18 protein-coding genes and 2 pseudogenes are annotated in these 21,132 nt (G+C 65.9%); 12 read left to right on the top strand and 8 right to left on the bottom strand.

The window, feature by feature from the left end; genetic code table 11:
- Both ABD301_RS05340 and ABD301_RS05335 read left to right on the top strand, forming a co-directional pair.
- A pseudogene (locus tag ABD301_RS05340) lies at nt 1-408 on the top strand (hypothetical protein); the annotation flags it as partial.
- The gene (locus tag ABD301_RS05335) at nt 380-1,459 is read left to right on the top strand and encodes a nucleotide-binding protein (protein ID WP_344307684.1); all 1,080 of its coding nucleotides are present in this window, start codon (nt 380-382) and stop codon (nt 1,457-1,459) included. The pseudogene ABD301_RS05340 and the gene ABD301_RS05335, both read left to right, overlap by 29 nt.
- Before the next feature lie 66 nt (nt 1,460-1,525).
- On the opposite strand, the gene ABD301_RS05330 is transcribed toward ABD301_RS05335, so the two are convergent.
- Together ABD301_RS05330 and ABD301_RS05325 are read right to left on the bottom strand one after the other, a co-directional pair.
- Nucleotides 1,526-2,146, bottom strand: coding sequence for a sulfotransferase family protein (locus ABD301_RS05330; RefSeq protein WP_344307682.1), 621 nt, complete (start codon nt 2,144-2,146; stop codon nt 1,526-1,528).
- A complete protein-coding gene (locus ABD301_RS05325) occupies nt 2,143-3,054 on the bottom strand; it encodes a sulfite exporter TauE/SafE family protein (protein WP_344307680.1) in 912 nt (303 codons plus the stop codon). Before ABD301_RS05325 ends, ABD301_RS05330 begins: the two co-directional genes overlap by 4 nt.
- Nucleotides 3,055-3,181: 127 nt before the next feature.
- Here ABD301_RS05325 and ABD301_RS05320 point away from each other — a divergent pair, with 127 nt between their 5' ends.
- The 5 genes from ABD301_RS05320 to ABD301_RS05300 all read left to right on the top strand — a co-directional run bounded on the left by ABD301_RS05320 (nt 3,182) and on the right by ABD301_RS05300 (nt 6,809).
- The gene (locus ABD301_RS05320; protein WP_344307678.1) at nt 3,182-3,787 is read left to right on the top strand and encodes a TetR/AcrR family transcriptional regulator; all 606 of its coding nucleotides are present in this window, start codon (nt 3,182-3,184) and stop codon (nt 3,785-3,787) included.
- Nucleotides 3,788-3,847: 60 nt separating this feature from the next.
- Entirely contained in the window at nt 3,848-4,378 is a 531-nt protein-coding gene (locus ABD301_RS05315; protein ID WP_163573205.1) for a SigE family RNA polymerase sigma factor, read from the top strand.
- Nucleotides 4,371-5,672 carry a sialidase family protein gene (locus ABD301_RS05310; RefSeq protein WP_344307676.1) on the top strand — a complete coding sequence of 434 codons (1,302 nt, stop codon included), beginning with the start codon at nt 4,371-4,373 and terminating at the stop codon, nt 5,670-5,672. The genes ABD301_RS05315 and ABD301_RS05310 overlap by 8 nt, the downstream gene beginning before the upstream one ends.
- Before the next feature lie 82 nt (nt 5,673-5,754).
- Nucleotides 5,755-6,198, top strand: coding sequence for a RidA family protein (locus ABD301_RS05305; RefSeq protein WP_163573208.1), 444 nt, complete (start codon nt 5,755-5,757; stop codon nt 6,196-6,198).
- Nucleotides 6,199-6,371: 173 nt separating this feature from the next.
- Nucleotides 6,372-6,809 carry an MmpS family transport accessory protein gene (locus tag ABD301_RS05300; RefSeq protein WP_344307672.1) on the top strand — a complete coding sequence of 146 codons (438 nt, stop codon included), beginning with the start codon at nt 6,372-6,374 and terminating at the stop codon, nt 6,807-6,809.
- Here the strand turns inward: ABD301_RS05300 and ABD301_RS05295 are convergent.
- From ABD301_RS05295 to ABD301_RS05280, 4 genes are read right to left on the bottom strand one after another with little or no spacing between them, the layout of a single operon-like run.
- On the bottom strand, nt 6,802-7,977 hold the full coding sequence (locus ABD301_RS05295; RefSeq protein ID WP_344307670.1) for an outer membrane protein assembly factor BamB family protein: 1,176 nt from the start codon (nt 7,975-7,977) through the stop codon (nt 6,802-6,804). The genes ABD301_RS05300 and ABD301_RS05295 overlap by 8 nt on opposite strands.
- Before the next feature lie 47 nt (nt 7,978-8,024).
- Nucleotides 8,025-8,624: a TetR/AcrR family transcriptional regulator gene (locus ABD301_RS05290; RefSeq protein WP_344307668.1), complete on the bottom strand. Its 600-nt coding sequence runs from the start codon at nt 8,622-8,624 to the stop codon at nt 8,025-8,027.
- The gene (locus ABD301_RS05285; protein ID WP_344307666.1) at nt 8,625-9,458 is read right to left on the bottom strand and encodes a hypothetical protein; all 834 of its coding nucleotides are present in this window, start codon (nt 9,456-9,458) and stop codon (nt 8,625-8,627) included.
- Between the two features lie 52 nt (nt 9,459-9,510).
- Nucleotides 9,511-10,674: an AAA family ATPase gene (locus tag ABD301_RS05280; RefSeq protein WP_344307664.1), complete on the bottom strand. Its 1,164-nt coding sequence runs from the start codon at nt 10,672-10,674 to the stop codon at nt 9,511-9,513.
- A gap of 155 nt (nt 10,675-10,829) precedes the next feature.
- Between ABD301_RS05280 and ABD301_RS05275 the strand changes: the two genes are divergently transcribed.
- From ABD301_RS05275 to ABD301_RS42300, 3 genes and pseudogenes are all read left to right on the top strand, one after another.
- Nucleotides 10,830-11,273 (top strand): hypothetical protein, encoded by a 444-nt coding sequence (locus tag ABD301_RS05275; RefSeq protein ID WP_344307662.1) that lies wholly within the window; start codon nt 10,830-10,832, stop codon nt 11,271-11,273.
- Between the two features lie 134 nt (nt 11,274-11,407).
- A pseudogene (locus tag ABD301_RS42305) lies at nt 11,408-13,375 on the top strand (glycoside hydrolase family 172 protein); the annotation flags it as partial.
- Between the two features lie 21 nt (nt 13,376-13,396).
- Nucleotides 13,397-14,644, top strand: a complete 1,248-nt coding sequence (locus ABD301_RS42300) for an FG-GAP repeat domain-containing protein (protein WP_425551891.1) — start codon at nt 13,397-13,399, stop codon at nt 14,642-14,644.
- A gap of 3 nt (nt 14,645-14,647) precedes the next feature.
- On the opposite strand, the gene ABD301_RS05265 is transcribed toward ABD301_RS42300, so the two are convergent.
- Both ABD301_RS05265 and ABD301_RS05260 read right to left on the bottom strand, forming a co-directional pair.
- A complete protein-coding gene (locus tag ABD301_RS05265) occupies nt 14,648-15,280 on the bottom strand; it encodes a mechanosensitive ion channel domain-containing protein (RefSeq protein ID WP_344307658.1) in 633 nt (210 codons plus the stop codon).
- 74 nt (nt 15,281-15,354) lie between these two features.
- The gene (locus tag ABD301_RS05260; RefSeq protein ID WP_344307656.1) at nt 15,355-16,914 is read right to left on the bottom strand and encodes a beta-1,3-glucanase family protein; all 1,560 of its coding nucleotides are present in this window, start codon (nt 16,912-16,914) and stop codon (nt 15,355-15,357) included.
- Nucleotides 16,915-17,221: 307 nt separating this feature from the next.
- Between ABD301_RS05260 and ABD301_RS05255 the strand changes: the two genes are divergently transcribed.
- On the top strand, nt 17,222-19,432 hold the full coding sequence (locus ABD301_RS05255; RefSeq protein WP_344307776.1) for a discoidin domain-containing protein: 2,211 nt from the start codon (nt 17,222-17,224) through the stop codon (nt 19,430-19,432).
- Nucleotides 19,433-19,596: 164 nt separating this feature from the next.
- Nucleotides 19,597-21,090, top strand: coding sequence for a flavin-containing monooxygenase (locus ABD301_RS05250; RefSeq protein WP_344307654.1), 1,494 nt, complete (start codon nt 19,597-19,599; stop codon nt 21,088-21,090).
- Nucleotides 21,091-21,132 lie beyond the last annotated feature (42 nt).

Here is a 21,132-nt window from a genome sequence, read left to right as displayed (position 1 = left end):
ATCAATGATGAGGCCGTTCCGGGGCAGGCTGGGGTGAATGGTCAGGGTGATACGCCGGACAACCTGGGCGCACCTGACGGCGGTTCGTACCCGGACAACGGAAACATCAACAACGAAGGCGGCCCACCGCCAGACGCCGGTCCGGGCCAGGCCGGGGTGAATGGTCAGGGCGATACTCCGGACAACGTCGCTCCGCCGCCAGATGCCGGGCCGCCTCCGGACGCGGGTCCGCCGCCAGACGCCGGACCGCCGCCGGACGCGGGTCCGCCGCCAGATGCCGGTCCGCCCCCAGACGCAGGTCCGCCCCCAGACACAAGCCCGCCGCCAGACGCAGGTCCGCCGCCAGATGCCGGACCTGCCGCGGACACCGGGAATATCAATGACGAAGGGAGTCCGGCCGGTGGGTGAGCCGGCGCGCGGCGCAAGGCCGCGCGGGGAACAGCGGCCGGTGGTGTCCAGGTCCGGTACGCCGGAGTTGGACGCCCCGCTGTGGTTCCCGGATCGTACGGGTGCCGACGCGGGAGCGGAGCCGAGCACCCTGGCGAAAGTGGACCAGAGCCGGCTTTTGCGGCCGGAGGACTATCTCCGCGAGTCGCGACAGCCGCCGATCCTGGGGTGGCAGCGGATCGCTTGGCGGCTGGGTGCGCGAGGGGTGCGCCCAGGTGCCCGCGAGCGCCGCCACCGCCGATGGGCCCGACTGTCCCGCCGGCCGCTCGCGGCACCGAAGGTGATCGCGGTGTTCAGCCCGAAAGGCGGCGTCGGCAAGTCGACTACCGCCTTGCAGCTGGGGCAGGTTTTGGCCCGGCTGCGGGGAGATCTGATCGCCGCGCTGGACGCCAACCCGGACTCCGGCAACCTGATCAAGCGGGTGGCCGAGCCGTACAGTCCGGGCAGCGCCAGCGAACTTCGGTGTTACAGCGAGCATGTGCAGCGGTACGCGGACCTGATGCCTTATGTGACCGAGGCCGAAGGCGGGCTGTGCGTGGTCCGCTCGGACACCGCCGCGGCCGGCCGGCTCGGGCCGGTGGAATATCGCGAGGTCCTCGGGGTGCTCTCGCGTTTCTATTCCATCATCGTGGTGGATCTGGGCACCGGCATGCGCGAGGCGGCCTTCCTGTCCATTGTGGAGGCTGCCGACGCGGTGGTCGCGGTGACCAGGCCGAGTTTCGACGCCGCGGAGGTGCTGGTGGAGGGAATGGACTGGCTGGCCAGGCGATTCCCGCTCAAGGTGGCCACCTCGACGGTGGTCGTCAACGCCTCTCACACGGTCGCGGGGGAGCTGGACCTGGACCGGTTGGAGGCGGAGTTGAGCAGGCAGGTGGCCCATGTCCTGCGGGTGCCGCATGACCGGCATCTCGCCGCCGGCGGGGTGCCGCAGTGGCTTCTGCTGTCCCACCACACCCAGGATGCCTACCTCAAGTTGGCCGCCACCGTGGTCGACTCCTTACCTGAGGGATAAGGGAAACCTGCCGTTTGGCCGCCGGGATGCAGCGTTGCTCCCGGCGGCCAAACTTTGTTGGTACGCCTACTGGCGACTGCGGAATTCTGCGACCGTACGAACAAAGGCCGCCGAGTCGTTGAGCCAGGGGAATTCCTCGTCCGGCACCGGCACGCCAAGGAATGCGCACAACGGCTCCCAGCCGTCGCTGACCTCGTACACGAGCAGCTTCTCAGCCGGCACCTCGCGTCTTACGGCTTCGTTGTGGCGGCTGAAGACGTTGATGAGGTGGTCTTTTTCCCGGGATCCGCCAAACATCCGGTCGAACATCACCGGTACCAGTCGCCGCGCGGAGGTAGTCGGGCCGTCCACCTCCTTGAAGAGGTCTTCGTTGAGGACGGTTTTGATCATGCTTTGGTACCATTTCTCTGGGTCCCGTACGCTGAGCAGGACCTTCGCGTCCGGGTACGCTTCCATTAGCTCGCGCCAGAAATAACAGCCGGGCGAGTCGGTGGTCGACTGGTATCCGGCGAAGGTGGCCACCAGGTCGATCTTTTCCCCGGAATAGGCGGCGACCCAGCTGTCGATGTGCTCGGGGTGTTCCATGACTTCGCGCATGTGATAGCAGGGGCCAAAGCCCAGTTTATTGAGCACGGTCTGCTGGGTGGAGGTGCCAGTACGCGGGAAGCCCGCGCCGATGACCTTCATAGTAGTTCCCTTCCTTTCGAAGGTACGGTCGTTTTCTCGTTGGCGGCAGCCGAGTGTGTCGTACGCGCCAGTAAAAACCACGCCGTCGCGGCGATAAGTGCGGCCACCGCGACCACAATCAGGGTGGTGAGTGCGGCCAGTCCGAGCAGGCTGAGGCCGGAGGCGAGCAGAACGACGGCGAGCGTCACCCGGATGACTCGGCTGGGTGCGCGCGACGAGAGCAGCGCGCCGATGACGGCGCCCGGGATCGAGCCGACCAGAAGGCCAGCCACCAGGCCAAAGTGTACTTCGCCAAAGAACAGGTGTCCGAGGGCGGCCGAGGCCACCAGGGGCAGTGCCTGGGCGAGGTCGGTGCCCACCAGCCGGCCGGCCGAAAGGCGTGGATACATCAGCAAAAGCGTGACCATGACGAGAGACCCGGAGCCGACGGACGTGACTCCGACAATGAAGCCCACCACCACGCCGATCAGCACGAGCCGGCCCGGCGCCACCGCCGCTTCCGGCTCCACGCCTGGGTTTTCCGGGCGTTTGCGCAGATCCAGATACATTCGTACGACGGTGGAAGCGACCGCCAGCAGTAGGGCCGCGCCCAGCAGGATGCGCAGAATGCCGTCCACTCGTGCGGAGCGGAGCAGGCCGTCCACCATCGCGCCGACGAATGCCGCCGGCACCGATCCGACACACAGCCACAGTGCGATCCGCCAGCGGATGGTGTGCTGGCGCAAGTGCACCAGCACGGCGAACGGCTTCATCACCACGCTGGTCACCAGGTCGGTGGACACCGCGGCCAGCGGTGGCACGCCGAGCAGCAGCGTCAGGATCGGCGTCATCAGAGCGCCGCCGCCGGTGCCGGTCAGGCCGACCAGGAATCCGGTGACCAGTCCGGCCGCCGCGAAGGTCCAGTCCACCGTTACCCCTCTCGCTAGACTGAGGTCAACGCGTGTTGACATGACTTTAGCCCCGCGAGCCACCGCATATCAACGCCCGTTGACACTCGCCGTAAACTCGGCGGCGAACCGATCAGCGAGGACACCGATGGCGAGTCAGCCGGACCAGACCGAGGCCGAGCCCAGCTCCCTGCAGCGGCGGTCGGAGCGTACGAAGGCGGCCATCCTCGCTGCCGCGAGGACCGAGTTCGCGAGCAGCGGCTACCAGCGCTCGACGATCCGGGCCATCGCCGCCGACGCGGGCATCGATCCGGCGCTGGTGATGCGTTACTATGGCTCCAAGGAAAAGCTGTTCCACGCCGTTCTGGACGTCGATCTTACGTTGCCAGACCTGGGAAACGTACCGAGAGAGCAGCTCGGCGAGCGGATTATCCGGCATTTCATCGGCAAATGGGAGGATGAGCGGTTCCGGGAGGCGTACATCTTCCTTTTCCGTGCCGCGATGGGAAACGAGCTCGCCGCGGCGCGCATGCTCACCGTCTTTCGCGAGCAGGTCATCCCGCACACCGCGGCCCTGCTCGCGGTGCCAGCCGAGGCTGAGCAGCGTGCGTCCGCGGTGATGACCCAGCTTGTCGGCCTGGGCACCTGCCGGTACGTGCTGGGCGTGCCGCCGCTGGCCGAGCTCACCATCGATCAGCTGGTCGCGCGATTCGGCCCGACCATTCAACGCTACCTCACCGGTCCACTCGGATAACTCGTTCTCAACCTTTCCGGCAATGCCTGCGTCGTTGTGGGTGGCAGCGAAGGGACGGGGATGACTTCGGATGAAGTGGACGACTTCACCAGCTACGTGCACCGTACGACCAGGCAGTTCACCGCGATCGCGTATTTGCTGACGGGCGACCAGGGGCGTGCGGAGGACCTGACGCAGACCGCGTACGCGAAGACGTACGTGGCGTGGCGGCGAATCCGGATGGAGGACCCGTACGCGTTCACCCGGCGAATCCTGCTGAACAGTCACATCGACTGGTGGCGGCGACGGAGTCGACTCGAGGTGCCGGTCGCAGGACTGCGGGAGCCAGCTCCGCAGCCCGATTTCGCGAGCGTGGTGATCGACCGGCAGGAGTTGGCCGACGCGATGAGCCGGTTGACCCGGCGCGAGCGGCTGGTCGTGGTCCTGCGGTATTTCCTCGATCTGCCGTCCGACAGTGTGGCCGCGCAGCTGGGAGTGACGACCGGCACGGTGAAGTCCACGGCTTCGCGCGCTCTCGGCAAGCTCCGCGCCGACCCGGTTTTCGCGGCCAGCGGTCGAATTCCCCAGCCTGAAGGAGTAGCAGATGTTTGATGACCAGGATGTGAAGACGGCTCTGCGCACCTTCGATCCGGGCGTACGGGTCGATGTGCGGGCCGTGGTCCAGCAGGGCCGGCGGATCAAACAGCGCCGGCTCGCCGTCGGCGCGACCGCCGCGGTGGCGGCGCTGGCGGTCGGGGTGACTGGCACCCAGTTCGCCAGCCATTCCGATCGGCTGACCGGCGATCTGGCGGCCACCGTGATCGCCGGTAGGTTGCCGGCCAACACCAACGTGGTCGGTTCGGTTGTCCTGAGTACGACGATTAACGAGGTCGTCAGCAAACTGGCGGCGGGCGGGTTCGCCTGGTCGCGTACGGCCGATGGCGGGCACACGTGGGACACTCGCAAACTGCCATCCAGCCTGGCCAACCCGCATGCGGTGGTCGCGCTGGACGCGCAGACCACGATGGTCGGGAACCTCATCACACACGACGGCGGGGAAACCTGGTCCGTACGCCCAGCAGCCGGCGCGGCCGTACGTTCATTGCCCACCCAGTGGCAACTGCTGACGCCGCTGAGCACGGACGCCCTGCTCGCCCAGCCGGCCGCGAACGCCTCAGCTGGCGAGCTGGCCGCCGGCCCGGTGGCCAAGGCTGGCCAGCCGCCCACCGTCCCGATGGCCGTTGATCCGGGGTCCGGTCAGCTACACCCGCTCGGCACCGCCGCGAGGGGCTGCCTACCGACGAACGAGCGACAGCCCACGAACGGTTCGCTCTGGCTGGAGTGCGATGGCGCGGTCGCCGTCAGCCGCGACCGCGGCGCGACCTGGCACACGTTCGACGCCCCGGCGGCGAAAGGCTCCAGTGGCGTCAACTTTGCCAAGGATGGACCGAAACACCCGGATCGGCAGGTCACCGTGGACAGCCTCGACGGCCATACCGGATATGCCCTGGTGGAGTACATTCCTGGTCCGCAGGTGCTCCTTCGCACCACCGACGGTGGCCTGACCTGGCAGAAGACCCAGACGATCGGCAGGGTTGTCTCCGGTTTAGGCGTTCTCGGCGATGGGTCGGTCGCGACGATCGACATGAACACTGCCGGCGGTGATTCGTCTCCGGTCATCCGCAGCACCGACGCTGGCGCTACTTTCCAGCGGATCTCCACGAAACCGGCTCCGGGCGGCATTCCCTATCGGACCGTTCTCGGGTCCTACTCCGCCGCATTGTGGCCGAAGAGTACTCCGTATGGCGAGGTGGTTTCCGCTGACGGCATTCATTTCGTACTGGTGCCGCTGCCGGCCGGCGCGATCGTGCCGAATCGGATCATCGTGACTGGTGGCAATGGATAGTCATCACTGAATAACGTCGGCTGGGGACGCTTACCTCTGAGGTAATCGACGGTCGACAAGTCCTGTGCCAGTGTCCGGGCCTATGTCAAACGAATTGGATCTGGACCTGCCGGCGCCCTTTCCGCCGGCCGGCTCGTACGTCAACTCCGTGGTCGTCGGCAGTCTTCTCGTCCTCGGCGGGCACATCCCGATTGGGGTGGACGGTTCTGTGGTACTGGGAAAACTTGGTGAGGAGCTGGACACCGCGGCCGGCTATGAGGCCGCCGGCCGCGCCGCATACAGCGCACTTGCCAGCATGCGAGCCGAACTTGGCTCATTGGACCGGGTACGGCGCATCGTCATGGTCCGCGGATGGGTAAACGCGACACCGAATTTCGTCGAGCACACGAAAGTGATCGACGGCGCATCGGACGTGTTCATCAAGGTGTTCGGCCCGGCCGGGCAGCATGCGCGCATCGCGGTTGGCGTCAACTCCCTTCCGGCCAACCTGGCGTTGGAAATCGAGGTGCTCGCCGAGATCGCTTAAAGGATCATGCGGCCGACGGGCCTCACAAAATTCTGGCAACAGCCGCCCGTCTGCCCCCGTATGCTGCTTGTCGGCAAGTACGGGGAAAGACGGGGAGAAAGATGGCATATCCGGCTAATTCGCCGTTTTCTGGTTTCGTTCCACCGCCGCCCAGAGCCGGACTCAGCACCGGTGTGATCATCGGCATGATGGCCGGCGGCCTGGTGGTTGTGCTGTGTCTGTGCGCTGGGGTGATGGGTGCCGTGCTGCTGTTCACCGCCGGCAACGCACAGAATCCGACGACAGCCTCGGCCACGCCGCCCAGCAGTTCGGGCACCGGCCAGCCGCACGTGGTGACGTATTCGGCATCGAGCCCCGGCAGTTCGATCGGCGAGATCGGTTTCTACGACTCCACTGGCCTTGATCAAAACATCTACGATGTCACATCGCCCTGGACCGACACTGAGACGATCGACAGTGGCGTGGTCGACTACATCACGCTGAATGTCAATCAAATGGGCGGCGACTCGCCGGTTACCTGCTCCATCACTGTCGATGGCAGGCAGGTGGACTCCAAGGCCGTCACCAGCGGCCCCTACCAGGATGTCATCTGCAGCGCGGATCTCAGCTAATCGAAGTGAGAATGCCGTTGCGGGCGCCGACAATCAGGGCGCCGTCGGCTGTCAGGGCCGGATAGCTGTCCACCTGGCCACCCACTTTTACGTCGAACAAACGCTTACCGGCAGCGGTGACGCCGTACACATGGCCGTTCTGGCCGGCGAAATACACGTCTGAGCGGCGGTCGACCACGGTGGAGCTCCAGATCAAAGTGGGTACGGGCCCGTAGGTGGCGGATTCAGTTCCGTCTTTCACGCTGAAAACGTGCACAAAACCAGCGTGGTCACCGACATAGACCAGGCCGTTCGCGGTGACTGACGGCGAAGAATAAGTGATGGTCCGCGGCGAGTCCCAGGCCCGCGTGCCGTCCGGATGGTAGGCCCACTCCCGCTTTCCGTTCGTACCAAGGATCGCGGTGCCGTCGGCGGCCAAGCCGGCTGAGACTTCGGTGATGCCGTCGCTGGGATTGGCTCGCCAGGCCACTTTCCCAGTGCTGCCGTGGTCGTCGACAGCGACCAGGCCGGAGTCGGCGGTGGTGTAAAGCCGGCCCGTTCCGGTGGCGACCACCGACCCGTACGACCCCGAGCCGGCCTGGACCGTCCACACCAGACGGTGAGACTTTCCCCCAGTCACGTCGATCGCGCTCACGCCGCCGGACATGTCGCCGACATAGACGCGGTCTCCGTTGGCGGTGACCGGAGAAGTCGGTACGCCCGGGAGGTCCTGTGTCCAGAGGTGTACGCCCGCTGGCGACAGTGCGACCAGCTGTTGTGCGCTCGGTACGAGAATGTCGCCACTGGGCAGCACGAGTGCGGAGACCGACAGGTCACCACCGCCGGCATGGCCGAGATCGTACGTCCAGCGGTCATTTCCGGTCGCCGGATCGAGTGCGTGGAAAATTCCGGTGTTGGACGCGACGTAAATCGTCCCGTCCGCGCCGATCACCGGGCCAGGTGTGATCGACGTTTCGAGCTGGCGCTGCCAGCGGAATTTCCCGCTCTGCGGGCCATCGGAGGTCGACGCGCCACTGTGCCGGGCGTCGTGCAGCGCGGACGGCCAGGGCGCCCAGGTGGGCTCTCCCGGCGTACCGGACGGAACGGTTTTGGTAGCTCCGCCGCCGCATCCCGCGACCAGCAGCGCCAGCAACGAAAAACCCGCCACCGCGCGGACCCGAAATGACATGGCCCGATGCTAACCACGAGATGGACAGGATCCTCCTTACAAGGACCTTACGGTCTTAAAGCGGCACCGCCGATGCCAGCCAGCATGCGGGCTAGGATCGGCGCCATCTCGTCATCCCGGTCGGCCGGCGCCAGTTCCAGCCATCTCAGCATCGCGTTGTCCACGGTGGTAGCGATCACCTCCGCGGTCCACCGGCGGATCGCCGGATCGGCGATCCCAGCCAGCGCCTGGGCGCTGATCGGCACGCTCCTCGCCAGAATTTCCTTGGCATAGTCGGCGAATTCCGGCTCATGCTGGGCGTCGCGAATGAGCAGCCGGAAAGCGTCCGGTGCCTGTCTGGCGACTCGCATGGTGTCGGCCAGCGTCCGCGTCACGCCCGCGAGCAGATCTTCGTACGTCGTCCCGTTCACCGGCGCTCGTTCGACGGCGCCGAGTTTTCCGGCGATCTGGTCGATCACGGCCCGGTAGAGCGCCTGTTTGGAGGCAAAATGCCGGTAGACGATGAGTTTGGTGATGCCGGCCTCGGCGGCGATGTCGTCGATGGACGTACGCGCGTACCCGCCGGCCGCGAATACTCGGGCGGCCGCCGCGAGGACGCTGGCCGAGCGTTCGGGTGCGGACAGCAGCTTGCGCCGGGCGGGTGGCATCTACCCAGCATGCCGATCCGGTGCCGGGGCCGCTCGGTGGGCCAGCAACCAGGCCGCGAGCAGGCCGAAGATGACTGAGCTGAGGGTGATCTCGACGCCGTTCGCCACCCGGATCAGCGGCGCCAGCGTGGTTTGCGTGATGATCGGAATCCAGCCATTCAGCAGCGCCAACGACACCGCGCACCACAGCCAGGCCACTGGCCACCTGCGGCGCAGAAGTGCCACGATGACAACGAAAACCGCCGCGTGCAGGAGTCCGCGGACGAATTCCGAGCTGACCAGAACAGCCATTGGTGGGCTGGTGAATGTCTGCGTACGCGCCGATTTCTCGATGGCCTCGACCACCGGTGTGTCGGCCAGCGCGCAGAGCAGGAAGACCGGCACCCACAGCACCCCCAACACGACCACTCGCCACCCCCACGACAGCGGTGACCTGATCGCGAGGGCCGAGCCGAGTCGGTCGTCGGTGTCCGCTGGCCGGAAGAAAAGACCGAGCAGCACCGAGAGGGCCAGCGACTGAAGGAGTCCGCCGGCCAGCGTTCCGAGCACGGTGGCGGCCGGCAGGTAGAGCGCCACCTCGACCGCGTTGCTGGCGCTGAGCAGCACGAAGACGATGCCGAAGAGCACCGCGATCCGCCGGATGGGCGGCAGCCGCAGCATGGCCGCCAACGGTCCGAGCCCGAAGCCGGCGAGCAGGGCGCTGACCGCGACCAACGCGAGGTTTGTCGGATAGCCGGGGTGAAACGCGGTGCCTCTCGCCAAACTCAGGAGAAACACGAAAAGCACGTACCCCAGCGCCGTCCCGGCACCACGCCACCACCAGCCTGTACGCATGGCCACCTCTGTAACTCGACGGTATACACCGATGAGTTACTCTATCGCTCGATCATCGCTTGGGCCAGTGCCAGGCTGGCTCATCCAAGCGGCCCTGCCCTTGGATGACCGTCTCGCCGAAGTCCTTCGCCAGCACCACCGTGCTGGTCGAGCCGCCGGCCTGGAGAGCTTGGATAAGACGGGTCGAGTGCGAGACGACGATCAGCTGCGTACGAGTGGCCGCTGTGTTGATCAGTTCTGCCAGTGGAGGCAGCAAATCCGGGTGCAGGCTGGTCTCCGGTTCGTTGAGCACCAACAGCTCGGGTGGTCTCGGAGTGAGAAGTGCGGCGGTGAGCAACAAATATCGCAGAGTGCCGTCGGAGAGCTCGGCGGCGTCGAGCGGGCGGAGCAGGCCGTGTTGTCGAAAGCGCAGTTCGAAACGGCCGTCGAGCACGTCGATTTCGACGCGGCTGCCGGGAAAAGCGTGATCGACGGCGGCGTCGAGGCCAGTCGTGTCGCCGGTTTCCCGGATGGTCTGCAGGGCGGCCGGCAGGTCGGCGCCGTCGTGCGCGAGGACCGGCGTACGGGTGCCGATCCGGCTGGCCCGCGCCGGTGCCTGCGGATCGGTGCGGAACTGGTCGTAGAACCGCCAGGACCGAATCCGTTCGCGTACGAGCAGGACCTCCGGCGCCCGAAGTGGGTCGGACACCTCGCTGAGGATGCTGTCGGACAGCGCGATCCGCTGCCCGGTGGACCAGTCGCCGGCTTCGCCGCGGGTGCGTACGACCTCGTTGTGGCGATCGGCGATCAGGGTGGCGGGCCGCAGCGCCGGACCACCCCAGATGCTTTCCCGCTTGATTTCCGGGTCCAGGTCGAAGGCCGTCTCCATCGGCACGACGGGTAAGCCGAGGTCCATCGCATATCCGTACTCATCGCCACCGAACCCGAGCCGCAGCCCGACCGGCTTGCGTCGCGCAGTGCCCTGCACGGGGTGCTGGCCGGCTCTCACGGCCCGGCCGATGACTTCCGGGCCGGCCCACAACGTCGAGGGCAGGCCGCCTTCGCGGGCCAGCGCGGCGATCGCGCCGTTGCGGGAGGCGTCGGCGAGCAGCCGGAGCGCCCGGTAGAGGCTCGACTTCCCGGTCCCGTTGGCGCCGGTGACCAGCGTCAGCTGCTGTAGCGGCATCACGAGGTGTCGTAAGGAGCGGTAGTTCTCCACCGCGAGGGTGACCAGCACCACCTGACCCTAGCCGCGACCACCGATAAAACGGCTGCTCAAGCACGTTGTGTGGGGTGGGCGACGATGTGACCTGCGGCTGATCGCCTTGACAGTGGATCTTACGGACTTGATGCTACTTCTAGTAACACCTAACTTTGTGAAGGTAGACAGACATGAATAGTTCGGACACTTGGACGCGTACGCATGAACGCCAAGATCTGCTGAGCGAGCTCTGCTCGGTCGCCGGGCGAGTGGGGCCGGATGACCTGCGAGCCACGTACGGCGAGCGGATCGACGCCGTCTTCGACGACTATGACCACTTCCTCGGTGCCGCTTTCCGCCGCTGGTTCACCGCTTTCGCGGCGGGCCTGGACACCCTGCTGGACGAGGACGCCGGCGATGTGGCGGTGGCCGCCCGAGGGCTGGCGAGTGACCTTTGGCGGCGCAATCCCGGGCTGTGGGCCATCGTCGACACGTACCGCGAGAGCCCGGCCTGGCGCCGGCAGCGGCAGTTTCTGCTGGCGACCCTCGGTCTCGACCTGGACGCGGTGACCGAGCCGGCGGGCGGCCGCCGGGAGCCGGCACCGACCCGATCATGGCTGCAGCGGGTCGGATAGCGGTTTTCGCTCCCGGGGCTGTTGACTTGGTCGCCGCGCGCTCGTAGCCTCTGGCCGGGAAATCGATATCTCGGTGATCCGCCGGGATCCGGCCACCTGGAGATGCGATGCGCCTGTGCAGAAATCTACTGGTGGTGGCCGCGGTCGCCGCCCTCGCGTTCAGCCCGATACCGGCCGCCGCCGCACATCCGGCGACCGCCGCCGCGGCGTCGGTCGGCAAGGGTCCGGTCGGCTGGGACACGTACCGGCACCTCGATCAGTTGCCATACCTGACTTCCGGCGTACAAACGCTGCAGTATTCGAGTTTCGACCGGGCCGGCGGCAACGACGACGGTGGTGGTACGTGCCTCGGGTCCGGCGGCGCCGGCTGTGTGATCGCGCAGGACAGCGGCCCCGGCGAGCTCTCGTCGATCTGGTTCACCCGCGACAACGGCGTGGTTACCGCGATGGGGAACATTCGGATCGAGTTGGACGGCACCACCGTGCTCGACTCGCCGCTGCAGACCGTGGTGAACGGCGGCCTCGGCGCGCCCTTCGTCTATCCCATGGTGGCCACCGGCGACCAGTCACCTGGTGGCGTCTACATCAAGGTGCCGATGACATATCGCAGTTCCATGCGGGTCAGCGTGCAGAGCGCGCTCGCGTACTACCACGTTGACTACCGACATTTTCCGGACGCCGACGGGGTTTCCACCTTCAACCGGGCGGACCAGGCCCAAGACGTGCTGTCGGTGCTGAACGCGGCTGGTACGCGCGATCCCAAGCCGGCCGCGCCCGGCGCGCAGACCAGCGCCGGCACCGTCAGCGTACCGGCCGGCGGCACCGCGACGGTCGCCCAACCGACAGGTCCAGGTACGATTTCGGCGCTGCGCCTGCAATTCACCAGCGCCCCCACCGAGGCCTCACTCGCTGGCCTGCGGTTGAAGATCACCTTCGATGGACGGTCCACTGTGGACTCTCCGGTCGGTGAGTTCTTCGGTTCCGGAATAGGGCCGAGCACCGTACGCTCGCTGCTGTTCGCCTCCGACCCGGCGGCCAACGGCTGGTTCTCCACCTGGTGGCCCATGCCATTCGCGCAGAACGCCACCATCACCTTGGCCAACACCACCGGCGCGGCGATTTCCGGCATCAACACCCAGGTAACGGTCGCTCCGGATCCACAGTGGACGACCGCGCTGGCGGATGGCAGCGCCGGCTATTTCACCGCTCGATCGACCTATGGCGCCACCACCCCAGGGCAGGACTGGCTGTTCGCGGACGAGGGCGGGCACGGAAAGTTCGTCGGCGTCAGCGAAAGCATGCGCGGCACCCAGGGCGGCGGCCGCGGCTATCTCGAGGGTGACGAGCGGGTGTACGTCGACAATTCGCAGTCACCGCAGCTTTACGGCACCGGCACCGAGGACTATTACGAGGGTGGCTGGTATTTCCGGAACGGCGTGCAATACAGCGACGCTTTCACCGGCCAGCCGCGCAACATCAAACCCGATGGCAGCCATCCGAACGACTCCACCGCCGTCTACCGGCTGATGCTGGGCGATGCCGTGCCCTACCAGACCGCCTTGAGGTTCGGGATGGAACACGGCGAGCGCGACAACATCGCTGGCATCTACTCGTCGACTGCTTTCCTTTATACCCAGCCAACTTCGACCACCGTGCGTGGCGATTCGGTGCAGGTCACCGATGCCGCCAGCCGGACGGCCCACGGCTACACCGACCCGGGCGCGACCGAGGCCGCGCTTTACAGCGCCCACGAAGGCAACGAGGACTCGCTGCCGGTCAACGACCGGTCGCGCTCGACGACCCAGCCGATCACCTTCACGATGGCCGTCACCTCCAGTAACGCTGGCGTGCTCCTTCGTCGTACGTCCGACCAGAATGCCGCCTTCCAGTCCGCTGCGGTGAGCGTCGACGGGACCGCGGTCGGGACCTGGCTGGAGCCGCGGAGCAATCCCCGGCAGCGCTGGCTGAGTGACACGTACGCACTACCTTCCAGTGTGACGGCCGGAAAGTCCAGCATTGCTGTGACGTTGACACCGACGGCTGGGTCGCCGGCTTGGAACGCCGTTCGCTATGCGGCGGACGCGATTGTCGGCGCGTACGCGAACACGGCCCGTCCGGCCGCGGTGACCGGCCTGACGGTGACCGGCACCCGGCACGCCGTCCGATTGCAGTGGAATGAGCCGACGTCCGCCGCTGGAGCGACGCTTTATCGGGTCTATTCCTCACCATCTTCCGACGTACCGGTGGGCGCCTCGACCTTGATCGGCACCAGCCGGACCACCAGTTACGTCCAAATTGCCTTGCCGGCCAAGCAAACCCGCTATTACCGGGTGGTCGCGGTGGATCCGGGCGGTCTTGCCGCTGACGCGTCCGCGGTGGTGTCGGCGACGACGAAGGTGGCCACTCACAACGATTTCAGCGGCGACGGCAAGGATGACGTACTCACCTTCACCAGGGGCACGGCTGCCACCGCGTACGGCGCCACCTCGACCGGCGCCGCCTTCGCCGGCGACGGTGTGCTGGTGGCCTCCGGCGTGGCGCCGGGCACGGCGGTGCCGCTGACCGGGGACGTGGACGGCGACGGGCGTACGGACATCATCTGGTTCGTACGCGGCGGCAGCCCGAAGGTCTATGTCCAGCTGTCCAACGGATCCACTTTCGGGGCACCCCAGCTGTGGCACAGTTTCTTCGCGCTGGACAGCGAAATCCCGTTGGTCGGCGACTTCAACGGCGACGGCAGGGCGGACATCGCCACCTTCACCCGCGGTGCCTCTTACGGCCCTGGGCAGGTCTACGTGGCGTTGTCGACGGGCAGCAGTTTCGAGGGCACCTCGCAGCTATGGGACTCGAACTTCGGCTACGGCAGCGAGCCGCCGGCGGTGGGCGACTTCAACGGCGACGGCATGGACGACATCGCCACCTTCTCGCAGGGCACCACCGGCGACGTCTATGTCGCACTCTCGAACGGAGCCCGTTTCCTGGGCAACGGCGGCGACAACCTGTGGAACGGTTGGTTCGCGCCGGCCGGCGAAACCCCAGCGGTGGGCGACTTCAATGGCGACGGCCGCGACGATATTGTCACGTTTACGCAGGCAAATCCGGCACTGGTCTACGTGGGGTTGTCGGACGGCACCCAATTCGGCGCCGGGGCCATCTGGCACCACCGTTTCTCGCTCGCCGGTGAGGTGCCCGGAGTCGGCGATTTCGACGGCGACGGGAAATCCGACATCGTGACCTTCACTCGGGGGACCGCGGCGCAAGTTTACGTGTCACTGTCGAACGGAACCTCGTTCGTACAAGATGGCTGGCTGTGGCATAACCACTTCTGCGTCGGCAGCGAGTGGCCGCAGCCCAGCCGATTGCTGGGATAGCCGCTATTCGGGTTCGGTGCCGTTCTGGGCAACCGCGGAGTTCAGGACCGCGCTGTTGGGAAGGCGAATCGGGCCGGTTTCGGTTTCCAAGGTGAGATAGACCAGCCCCATCTCGGTCACCTGACCACGGTGCGGGCCGCCCAGGGCGCCGGAGTGGACGACGACGTGATCGCCGACCGAGAACGGCTGCGAGCTCATCAACACCACGCCCGCGAAGACGTTGCCGAGGGACTGCTGGGCGGCGATGCCGATCACCACGCCGGTGAGCGCGCCGCCGACCAGCAGCTGCCCGAGGTCGACGCCCAGGGTGTTCAGCACGACAATGGCAAGGCCGATGTAGCCGCAAAGTGACACCGCGAGGCGCAGCGCCGCCGCATGTCCGGCGCTCAACCGCCGCTGGATCCGGCCGGCCGCCACCGAGCCGACGGAGCGTACGGCGACCACCCCGACGAGGACGAAAACCGCGGCGCCGCCGAGCGCGATCAGCTTCAGATACCAGTGGTCGGCCTTCAGGTAGCTGGCCACGTCGAGGACGTACGCGACGACGAGCATGACAACCACCAGCAGCGACGAGCCGATCGCCCGCCGCAGGCTGTCCGGGAACCGCTTGCGCTTCTTCTCGCTGGTGGGCTCCACCGGTGTCCCTCGCTCTCCGTGACCGCGACCACTCTAACTTTCCGAGCGGTCGTGGTCGGGAGCGGACTGGCGGGTCAGCTGCCGTAGACCTCCATTTCCCAGAGGGAATAGCCGTACGGGGTGCCGCGCTGGGTGCCCTGCATGCGGATATAGCGGGCTTGGCGGGTGCCGAAGGAAAGGTCCTCGACACCGCCTTGGCCGGCGCTCGTGGCGTAAGCGGTGGACCAGCTGCCGCCGTCGGTCGAGGTCTGGATCTGGTACGCCGAGCCAAAAGCCGCTTCCCAGGTGAGCCGGACTCGGTTGACCGAGTGGACCGCGCCGAGATCCACCTGAATCCACTGGGGATCGCTGAACTGCGAGGACCAGCGGGTTCCGGTGTTGCCGTCATATGCGTTTGAGGCGGGGAAACTGGCATTCTCGGTGGAGGACGCGGTGGCGGGGCGGTTCTGGGAGAGCAGCCCACCGGTGGAGCCGCCGCCGGCGCCGAAAGGGGTCAGGGTCAGGGTGATGCTGGTGGGGGCGTTGTCCTGAATGTACGAGGCGAAATTGCCCACGTCGTCGAAGGGAAAGCCGTAGGCCTTGCCGTCGACGGTGTTTTGGTGAATCGCTTGGGAATAGTGGTTGGTGATCCCGGCCTGATAGAACTGCGACGGATCCGTGACCGGTTGGTTCGGGTGGGTGACCAGGGTCGACCGGTTGTAGGCCGCGCCCAACTGCGCCGCGACCGGACCGGTCAGGCCGTCGTTCGGGGCGCTGAGGGCGCCGTTGCAATAGAAAATGTCCTGGGTGCTCGGGCGGTTGAAAGTCGCTACGCCCTGGTCGAAATGCAGTTGGTTGCCGCTGACCCGGCCGGTGTAGGTGGTGGCATTGATCGTCACATGCAGGTCCTGGTTCGCGTACGTGTTCCACACCTGGTCGATGTAGGAGTCATAGTACGTACGAGAGAACTGCCCGCCGTCGATCCCGTGGCCGGGTGCGATGATCCGCAGCGAGTCGCCGACGACGAGGTTGTGGAAATCAGGGTTTGCTGAGACGGCGGCGAAAATCGCGTCCCGGCCGCCGGAGGTGAGCGTGCCGGCGGTTTGCGTGGACGCGCCCGTCAGGTGGATTTCCATCGGTACGCTGAACATGTCGACCATGGTCGTGTTGCAGTACATTCCGCTGCCGGCGAAGGTGAATTCCATGCAGTCGTGCAGCACCGAATAGCTCGGGTCGGAGGTCACCCAGCCGGCCGGATACTGCAGGGCTGGTTTGCCGTTGCCGTCGATCACCACCCGGAACTTGAGTTTCGCGTCGAGTGACACGTAAATTCGGCCGGACATGTTCGGCAACGACACGGTGGTGGATCCGGAGCCGGCGAACGGGATGGACAGGTCGGCATAGCCGTCCGGTCCGTTCAGCGAGGTGGACACCGGCACCTGCACGCCGTCGGAGCGTACGTAACACTGCTGTCCGGCCGGATTTGTGCCCACGATGTAAATCCACCCCGCGCTGTTCGAATAGCGGCCGGTGTTGTTGACGACGGTCAACGGCATGGTGGTCGCGGCGGCGGCGCGTTTCGGGGAAGCGGGGATCGCCCAGGCGAGAGCGGCGGTCGCGGCGGTCCATCCGAGGACTTGTCTTCTGGTTGTCATGAGAGTTCCTCAGCCGGTGATGGGTGCGCGAGATGGCGGGATGGAGCGACGAGGAGAAAGAAAGCAAGCTCGCGTGCGCTGCGGGGACGCCTTAATTCATGGTACGAAGGAAGTCGAGGTTGTCAACCACGGGTTTGTTAAGTAGTTAAGTGACGGGTTCTGCCGGGAAGTCTTGACTACCCGGTTTCGGCGCTGTTGAATGCATCACATTCCTTCCGGAACGCCTACCCCTGAAGAAAAAAGGCAATCGCTCCAGCGCAGTGGGTTCTCGCCGCGTACGCCCGGAAAAGGAGACACGCAGGTGCCCATGACACCCACCCCGGTCCGCCGGCTGCCGTTTTTGGCCGCTGCACTGGCAATCGCGCTCGCTCTGTCCTCCCTGCTGGCGGCGCCGGCGGCTCCGGTCGCGGCCGCCACTTGCGGCACTGCCAATGCGGCTCTGAACGCGCCGGCGACCGCTTCGTCCACCGAGTCGGCCAGCTATCCGGCCTCCGCCGCGGTGGACGGCGACACCGGATCGCGCTGGTCCAGCCAGTTCTCCGACCCACAGTGGTTGCGGATCGACCTGGGCAGCAGTCAACAGCTCTGCGAGGTCGACCTGACCTGGGAAGCGGCGTACGCGCGCGCCTTCGAGCTGCAGACCTCGCCGGATGGCAACACGTGGACCGATATTTACTCGACGACCACTGGTCCGGGCGGCAGCCAAGCCATTCCGGTCACGGGTTCCGGGCGGTATCTGCGGATCTATGGGACCCAGCGCGCGACTCCATACGGCTATTCGCTCTTTGAAGTCGCCGTCCACACTCCGGGCGGGGGCAGCACAATTCCGCCGACGGATCCCAAGAATCCCAACTTCGGGCCGAACGTTTTCGTTTACGGCCCCGGATCCTCGCAGCCGGACATGCAGAACAAGCTGACCTCGATCTTCAACCAACAGCACACTAACCAGTTCGGCAGCGAGCGCTACGAGGTGCTTTTCCAGCCGGGCAGCTACAACGCGGACGTGAACCTCGGTTTCTACACCGAGGTCGCGGGCCTGGGAATGTCGCCCGATGACGTGAACATCAATGGGCACGTACGCGTCGAGGCTGACTGGCTGCAGCAGGGCAGCGATCCGAACAACCTGGGTAATGCCACCCAGAATTTCTGGCGGGACGCCGAAAATCTGTCAGTCACCCTGCCCGCTGGGCAGATCGAGCGATGGGCCGTTTCGCAGGCAGTGCCCTATCGCAGGATGCACCTGCGTGGCCAGGTTCAACTGTGGAACGGCGGCGACGGCTGGTCCAGTGGCGGTCTGATCGCCGACAGCAGGATCGATGGACTGGTGGAATCCGGTTCGCAGCAACAGTTCCTGACCCGCAACAGCGAGCTGAACGGCGGCTGGACCGGCAGCAACTGGAATATGGTCTTCGTCGGCTCGACCGGCACTCCGGCGCAGAGTTATCCCAGCCCGCCGGACACCGTCGTCGGCCAGACTCCGGTCGTACGGGAAAAACCGTTCCTCTATCTTGACGGATCCGGAAACTACAACGTCTTTGTCCCTGGAGTGCGGCAAAACTCCTCCGGTACGAGCTGGGGACACGGTACGCCGGTGGGCAACTCGATCTCGCTGAGCCAGTTCTACGTGGCCTCGCCGGCCAGTTCCGCGGCTACCTTGAACGCGGCTTTGGCGCAGGGACTCAACTTGCTGTTCACTCCGGGCGTCTACCACCTGAACCAGACCCTGAACGTGACCCGGCCGGACACCGTCCTGCTCGGGATGGGGATGGCCACCCTGATTCCGGACAACGGTGTCACCGCGATCTCGACCGCGGACGTGGACGGAATCAACATCGGCGGCTTGTTGATCGACGCTGGTACGAGCAATTCTCAGGTTCTGGTGCAGATTGGCCAGCCCGGCTCGACCGCCAGCCACGTCGCTGACCCGGCCTCGATCCACGACGTTTTCTTCCGCATTGGCGGGGCGGCGGTCGGTAAGGCGACCCAGAGTTTGCTGATCAACAGCAACAACGTCGTTGGCGACCACATGTGGCTGTGGCGCGGTGACCACACGTACGGCGTCGGCTGGACCGTCAACACGGCCAACAACGGGTTGGTGGTCAACGGCAACGACGTGACGATGTACGGCCTCTTCGTCGAGCATTACCAGCAGTTCAACGTGCTCTGGAACGGCAACGGCGGCCGGACGTACTTCTTCCAGAACGAGCTCCCGTACGACGTGCCCGACCAGGGGTCGTGGACCAGCGGCGGCGGCAACCAGGGCTGGGCCGCGTACAAGGTGGCGAATTCGGTGACCAGCCACGAGGCCTGGGGCGTCGGCAGCTACTGCTTCTTCAACACCAACAACTCGATCGTGGCCAGCCATGCGTTCGAGGTGCCGGACACCCCTGGGGTCAAGTTCCACGACCTGGTCACGGTTTCGCTCGGCGGCGTCGGCACCATCAGCCACGTCATCAACAACACCGGCCCGGCCGCCAACACATCCCACCAGGTCAGCCCCTGGACCAACTATCCGTAAACCCGCAGGTCAGGGCCGGTGGCGGGAGGTCGCCGGCCCGATGGTTGGTTGACAAAACCGGTCGATGTGTCGAATCTGACAGTGGTGGTGAGCGCGCGATCACGGCAGAATGCTGTGCACTGGCTCACCCTGACCGACCGATCGGTTTGTGAATGGGGACAAAGATGACCGCCGACCATGTGGACGTACTGATCGTCGGCGCCGGGCTCTCCGGCATCGGCGCCGCCTGCCACCTGCGACGCGAGTCGCCCGGCAAGACGTACGCGATCCTGGAGTCCCGCGACGCGATCGGCGGCACCTGGGACCTGTTCCGCTATCCGGGCATCCGGTCCGACTCGGACATGTTCACCCTCGGTTACAACTTCCGGCCGTGGACTGGCGGCAAGGTGATCGCCGACGGGCCGTCGATCCGTTCGTACGTACGGGAAACCGCCAAGGCGTACGACGTGGAGAGCAAGATCCGGTTCCAGCACCGGGTGATCGGAGCGCGGTGGTCGACCCAGGACGCCCGCTGGACGGTCGAGGCGCGGCGCACGGACACCGATGAGACTGTCGAGCTGACGTGCGGTTTTCTCTTTGTCTGCAGCGGTTATTACAACTACGAGCAGGGTTACACGCCGGACTTTCCGGGCATCGAGTCGTACGCTGGGCAGGTCGTCCACCCGCAGCTGTGGCCCGACGACCTGGACTACGCCGGCAAGCGGGTCGTGGTGATCGGCAGCGGCGCGACCGCGGTCACCCTGGTGCCGGCCATGACCGACGACGCGGAGCACGTCACGATGCTGCAGCGCTCGCCGAGCTACCTGGTGTCGCTGCCGTCGGTGGAGTCGTGGGAGAAGGCGTTGCGCGGCAAGGTGCCGGAAAATGTCGCGTACTCGATCATGCGCTGGAAACACCTGCTGCGGGCGACCGCCAGCTTCCAGCTCAGCCGGCACGCGCCTAAGGCGATGAAAGGCATTCTGCGCTCGGCACTTCTCAAGGAACTGCCGAAAACCTTCGACGTGGACACCCATTTCCGGCCGCGCTACAACCCGTGGGACCAGCGTCTCTGTGTCGTGCCGGACGGCAACTTCTTCAAGGCCATCCGGGACGGCAAGGCCGACGTCGTCACCGACACGATCGAGACCTTTACCGAGAAAGGCGTCACACTCGCCTCTGGCGAGGAGTTGAACGCCGACATCGTCGTCACCGCGACCGGCCTTAACCTGCTCGGCATTGGTGGCATCTCGCTGACCGTCGACGGCTCGGACGTGGAACTCGGTGACACCGTCGCGTACAAGGGCATGATGCTCTCGGGAGTACCGAATTTCGCGCTCACCGTGGGATACACGAACGCGTCATGGACGTTGAAGGCGGATCTCGTCGCTGGTTACGTGTGCCGGTTGCTCAACCACATGGATGCTCGTCAGCAGCAGATCTGTACGCCGGTCGCGCCAAAAGTAACCGGGGAAACCCGGCCGCTGATCGACCTGATGTCCGGTTATGTGTTGCGCAGCGTCGAAAAGCTGCCGAAACAGGGGGCGCGCGCTCCTTGGCGGCTCTACCAGAACTACATCCGCGACCTGATCATGCTGCGCCGTGGCCGGCTCACCGGCGACGGCGTGCGTTTCACCCGCAAGCCACTGGCTCGTACGGCCGCCGTCCCCACCAAGGTCTGACTTACCGCATCGACGCGATGCGTGCGCCAAACGCACGCATCG

The sequence above is a fragment of the Fodinicola feengrottensis genome, assembly GCF_039530045.1.
Taxonomy (GTDB): domain Bacteria; phylum Actinomycetota; class Actinomycetes; order Mycobacteriales; family HKI-0501; genus Fodinicola; species Fodinicola feengrottensis.
This window is presented reverse-complemented; position numbering and strand designations above follow the sequence as displayed.

Coding starts and splice junctions, on each gene's coding strand:
- ABD301_RS05290 (WP_344307668.1), bottom strand. CDS start 8,624: ATGCCACCCGCCCGGCGCAAGCTGCTGTCCGCACCCGAACGCTCGGCC.
- ABD301_RS05295 (WP_344307670.1), bottom strand. CDS start 7,977: ATGTCATTTCGGGTCCGCGCGGTGGCGGGTTTTTCGTTGCTGGCGCTG.
- ABD301_RS05335 (WP_344307684.1), top strand. CDS start 380: ATGACGAAGGGAGTCCGGCCGGTGGGTGAGCCGGCGCGCGGCGCAAGG.
- ABD301_RS05310 (WP_344307676.1), top strand. CDS start 4,371: ATGTTTGATGACCAGGATGTGAAGACGGCTCTGCGCACCTTCGATCCG.
- ABD301_RS05250 (WP_344307654.1), top strand. CDS start 19,597: ATGACCGCCGACCATGTGGACGTACTGATCGTCGGCGCCGGGCTCTCC.
- ABD301_RS05255 (WP_344307776.1), top strand. CDS start 17,222: ATGACACCCACCCCGGTCCGCCGGCTGCCGTTTTTGGCCGCTGCACTG.
- ABD301_RS05305 (WP_163573208.1), top strand. CDS start 5,755: ATGTCAAACGAATTGGATCTGGACCTGCCGGCGCCCTTTCCGCCGGCC.
- ABD301_RS05315 (WP_163573205.1), top strand. CDS start 3,848: ATGACTTCGGATGAAGTGGACGACTTCACCAGCTACGTGCACCGTACG.
- ABD301_RS05330 (WP_344307682.1), bottom strand. CDS start 2,146: ATGAAGGTCATCGGCGCGGGCTTCCCGCGTACTGGCACCTCCACCCAG.
- ABD301_RS05320 (WP_344307678.1), top strand. CDS start 3,182: ATGGCGAGTCAGCCGGACCAGACCGAGGCCGAGCCCAGCTCCCTGCAG.
- ABD301_RS05275 (WP_344307662.1), top strand. CDS start 10,830: ATGAATAGTTCGGACACTTGGACGCGTACGCATGAACGCCAAGATCTG.
- ABD301_RS05285 (WP_344307666.1), bottom strand. CDS start 9,458: ATGCGTACAGGCTGGTGGTGGCGTGGTGCCGGGACGGCGCTGGGGTAC.
- ABD301_RS05260 (WP_344307656.1), bottom strand. CDS start 16,914: ATGACAACCAGAAGACAAGTCCTCGGATGGACCGCCGCGACCGCCGCT.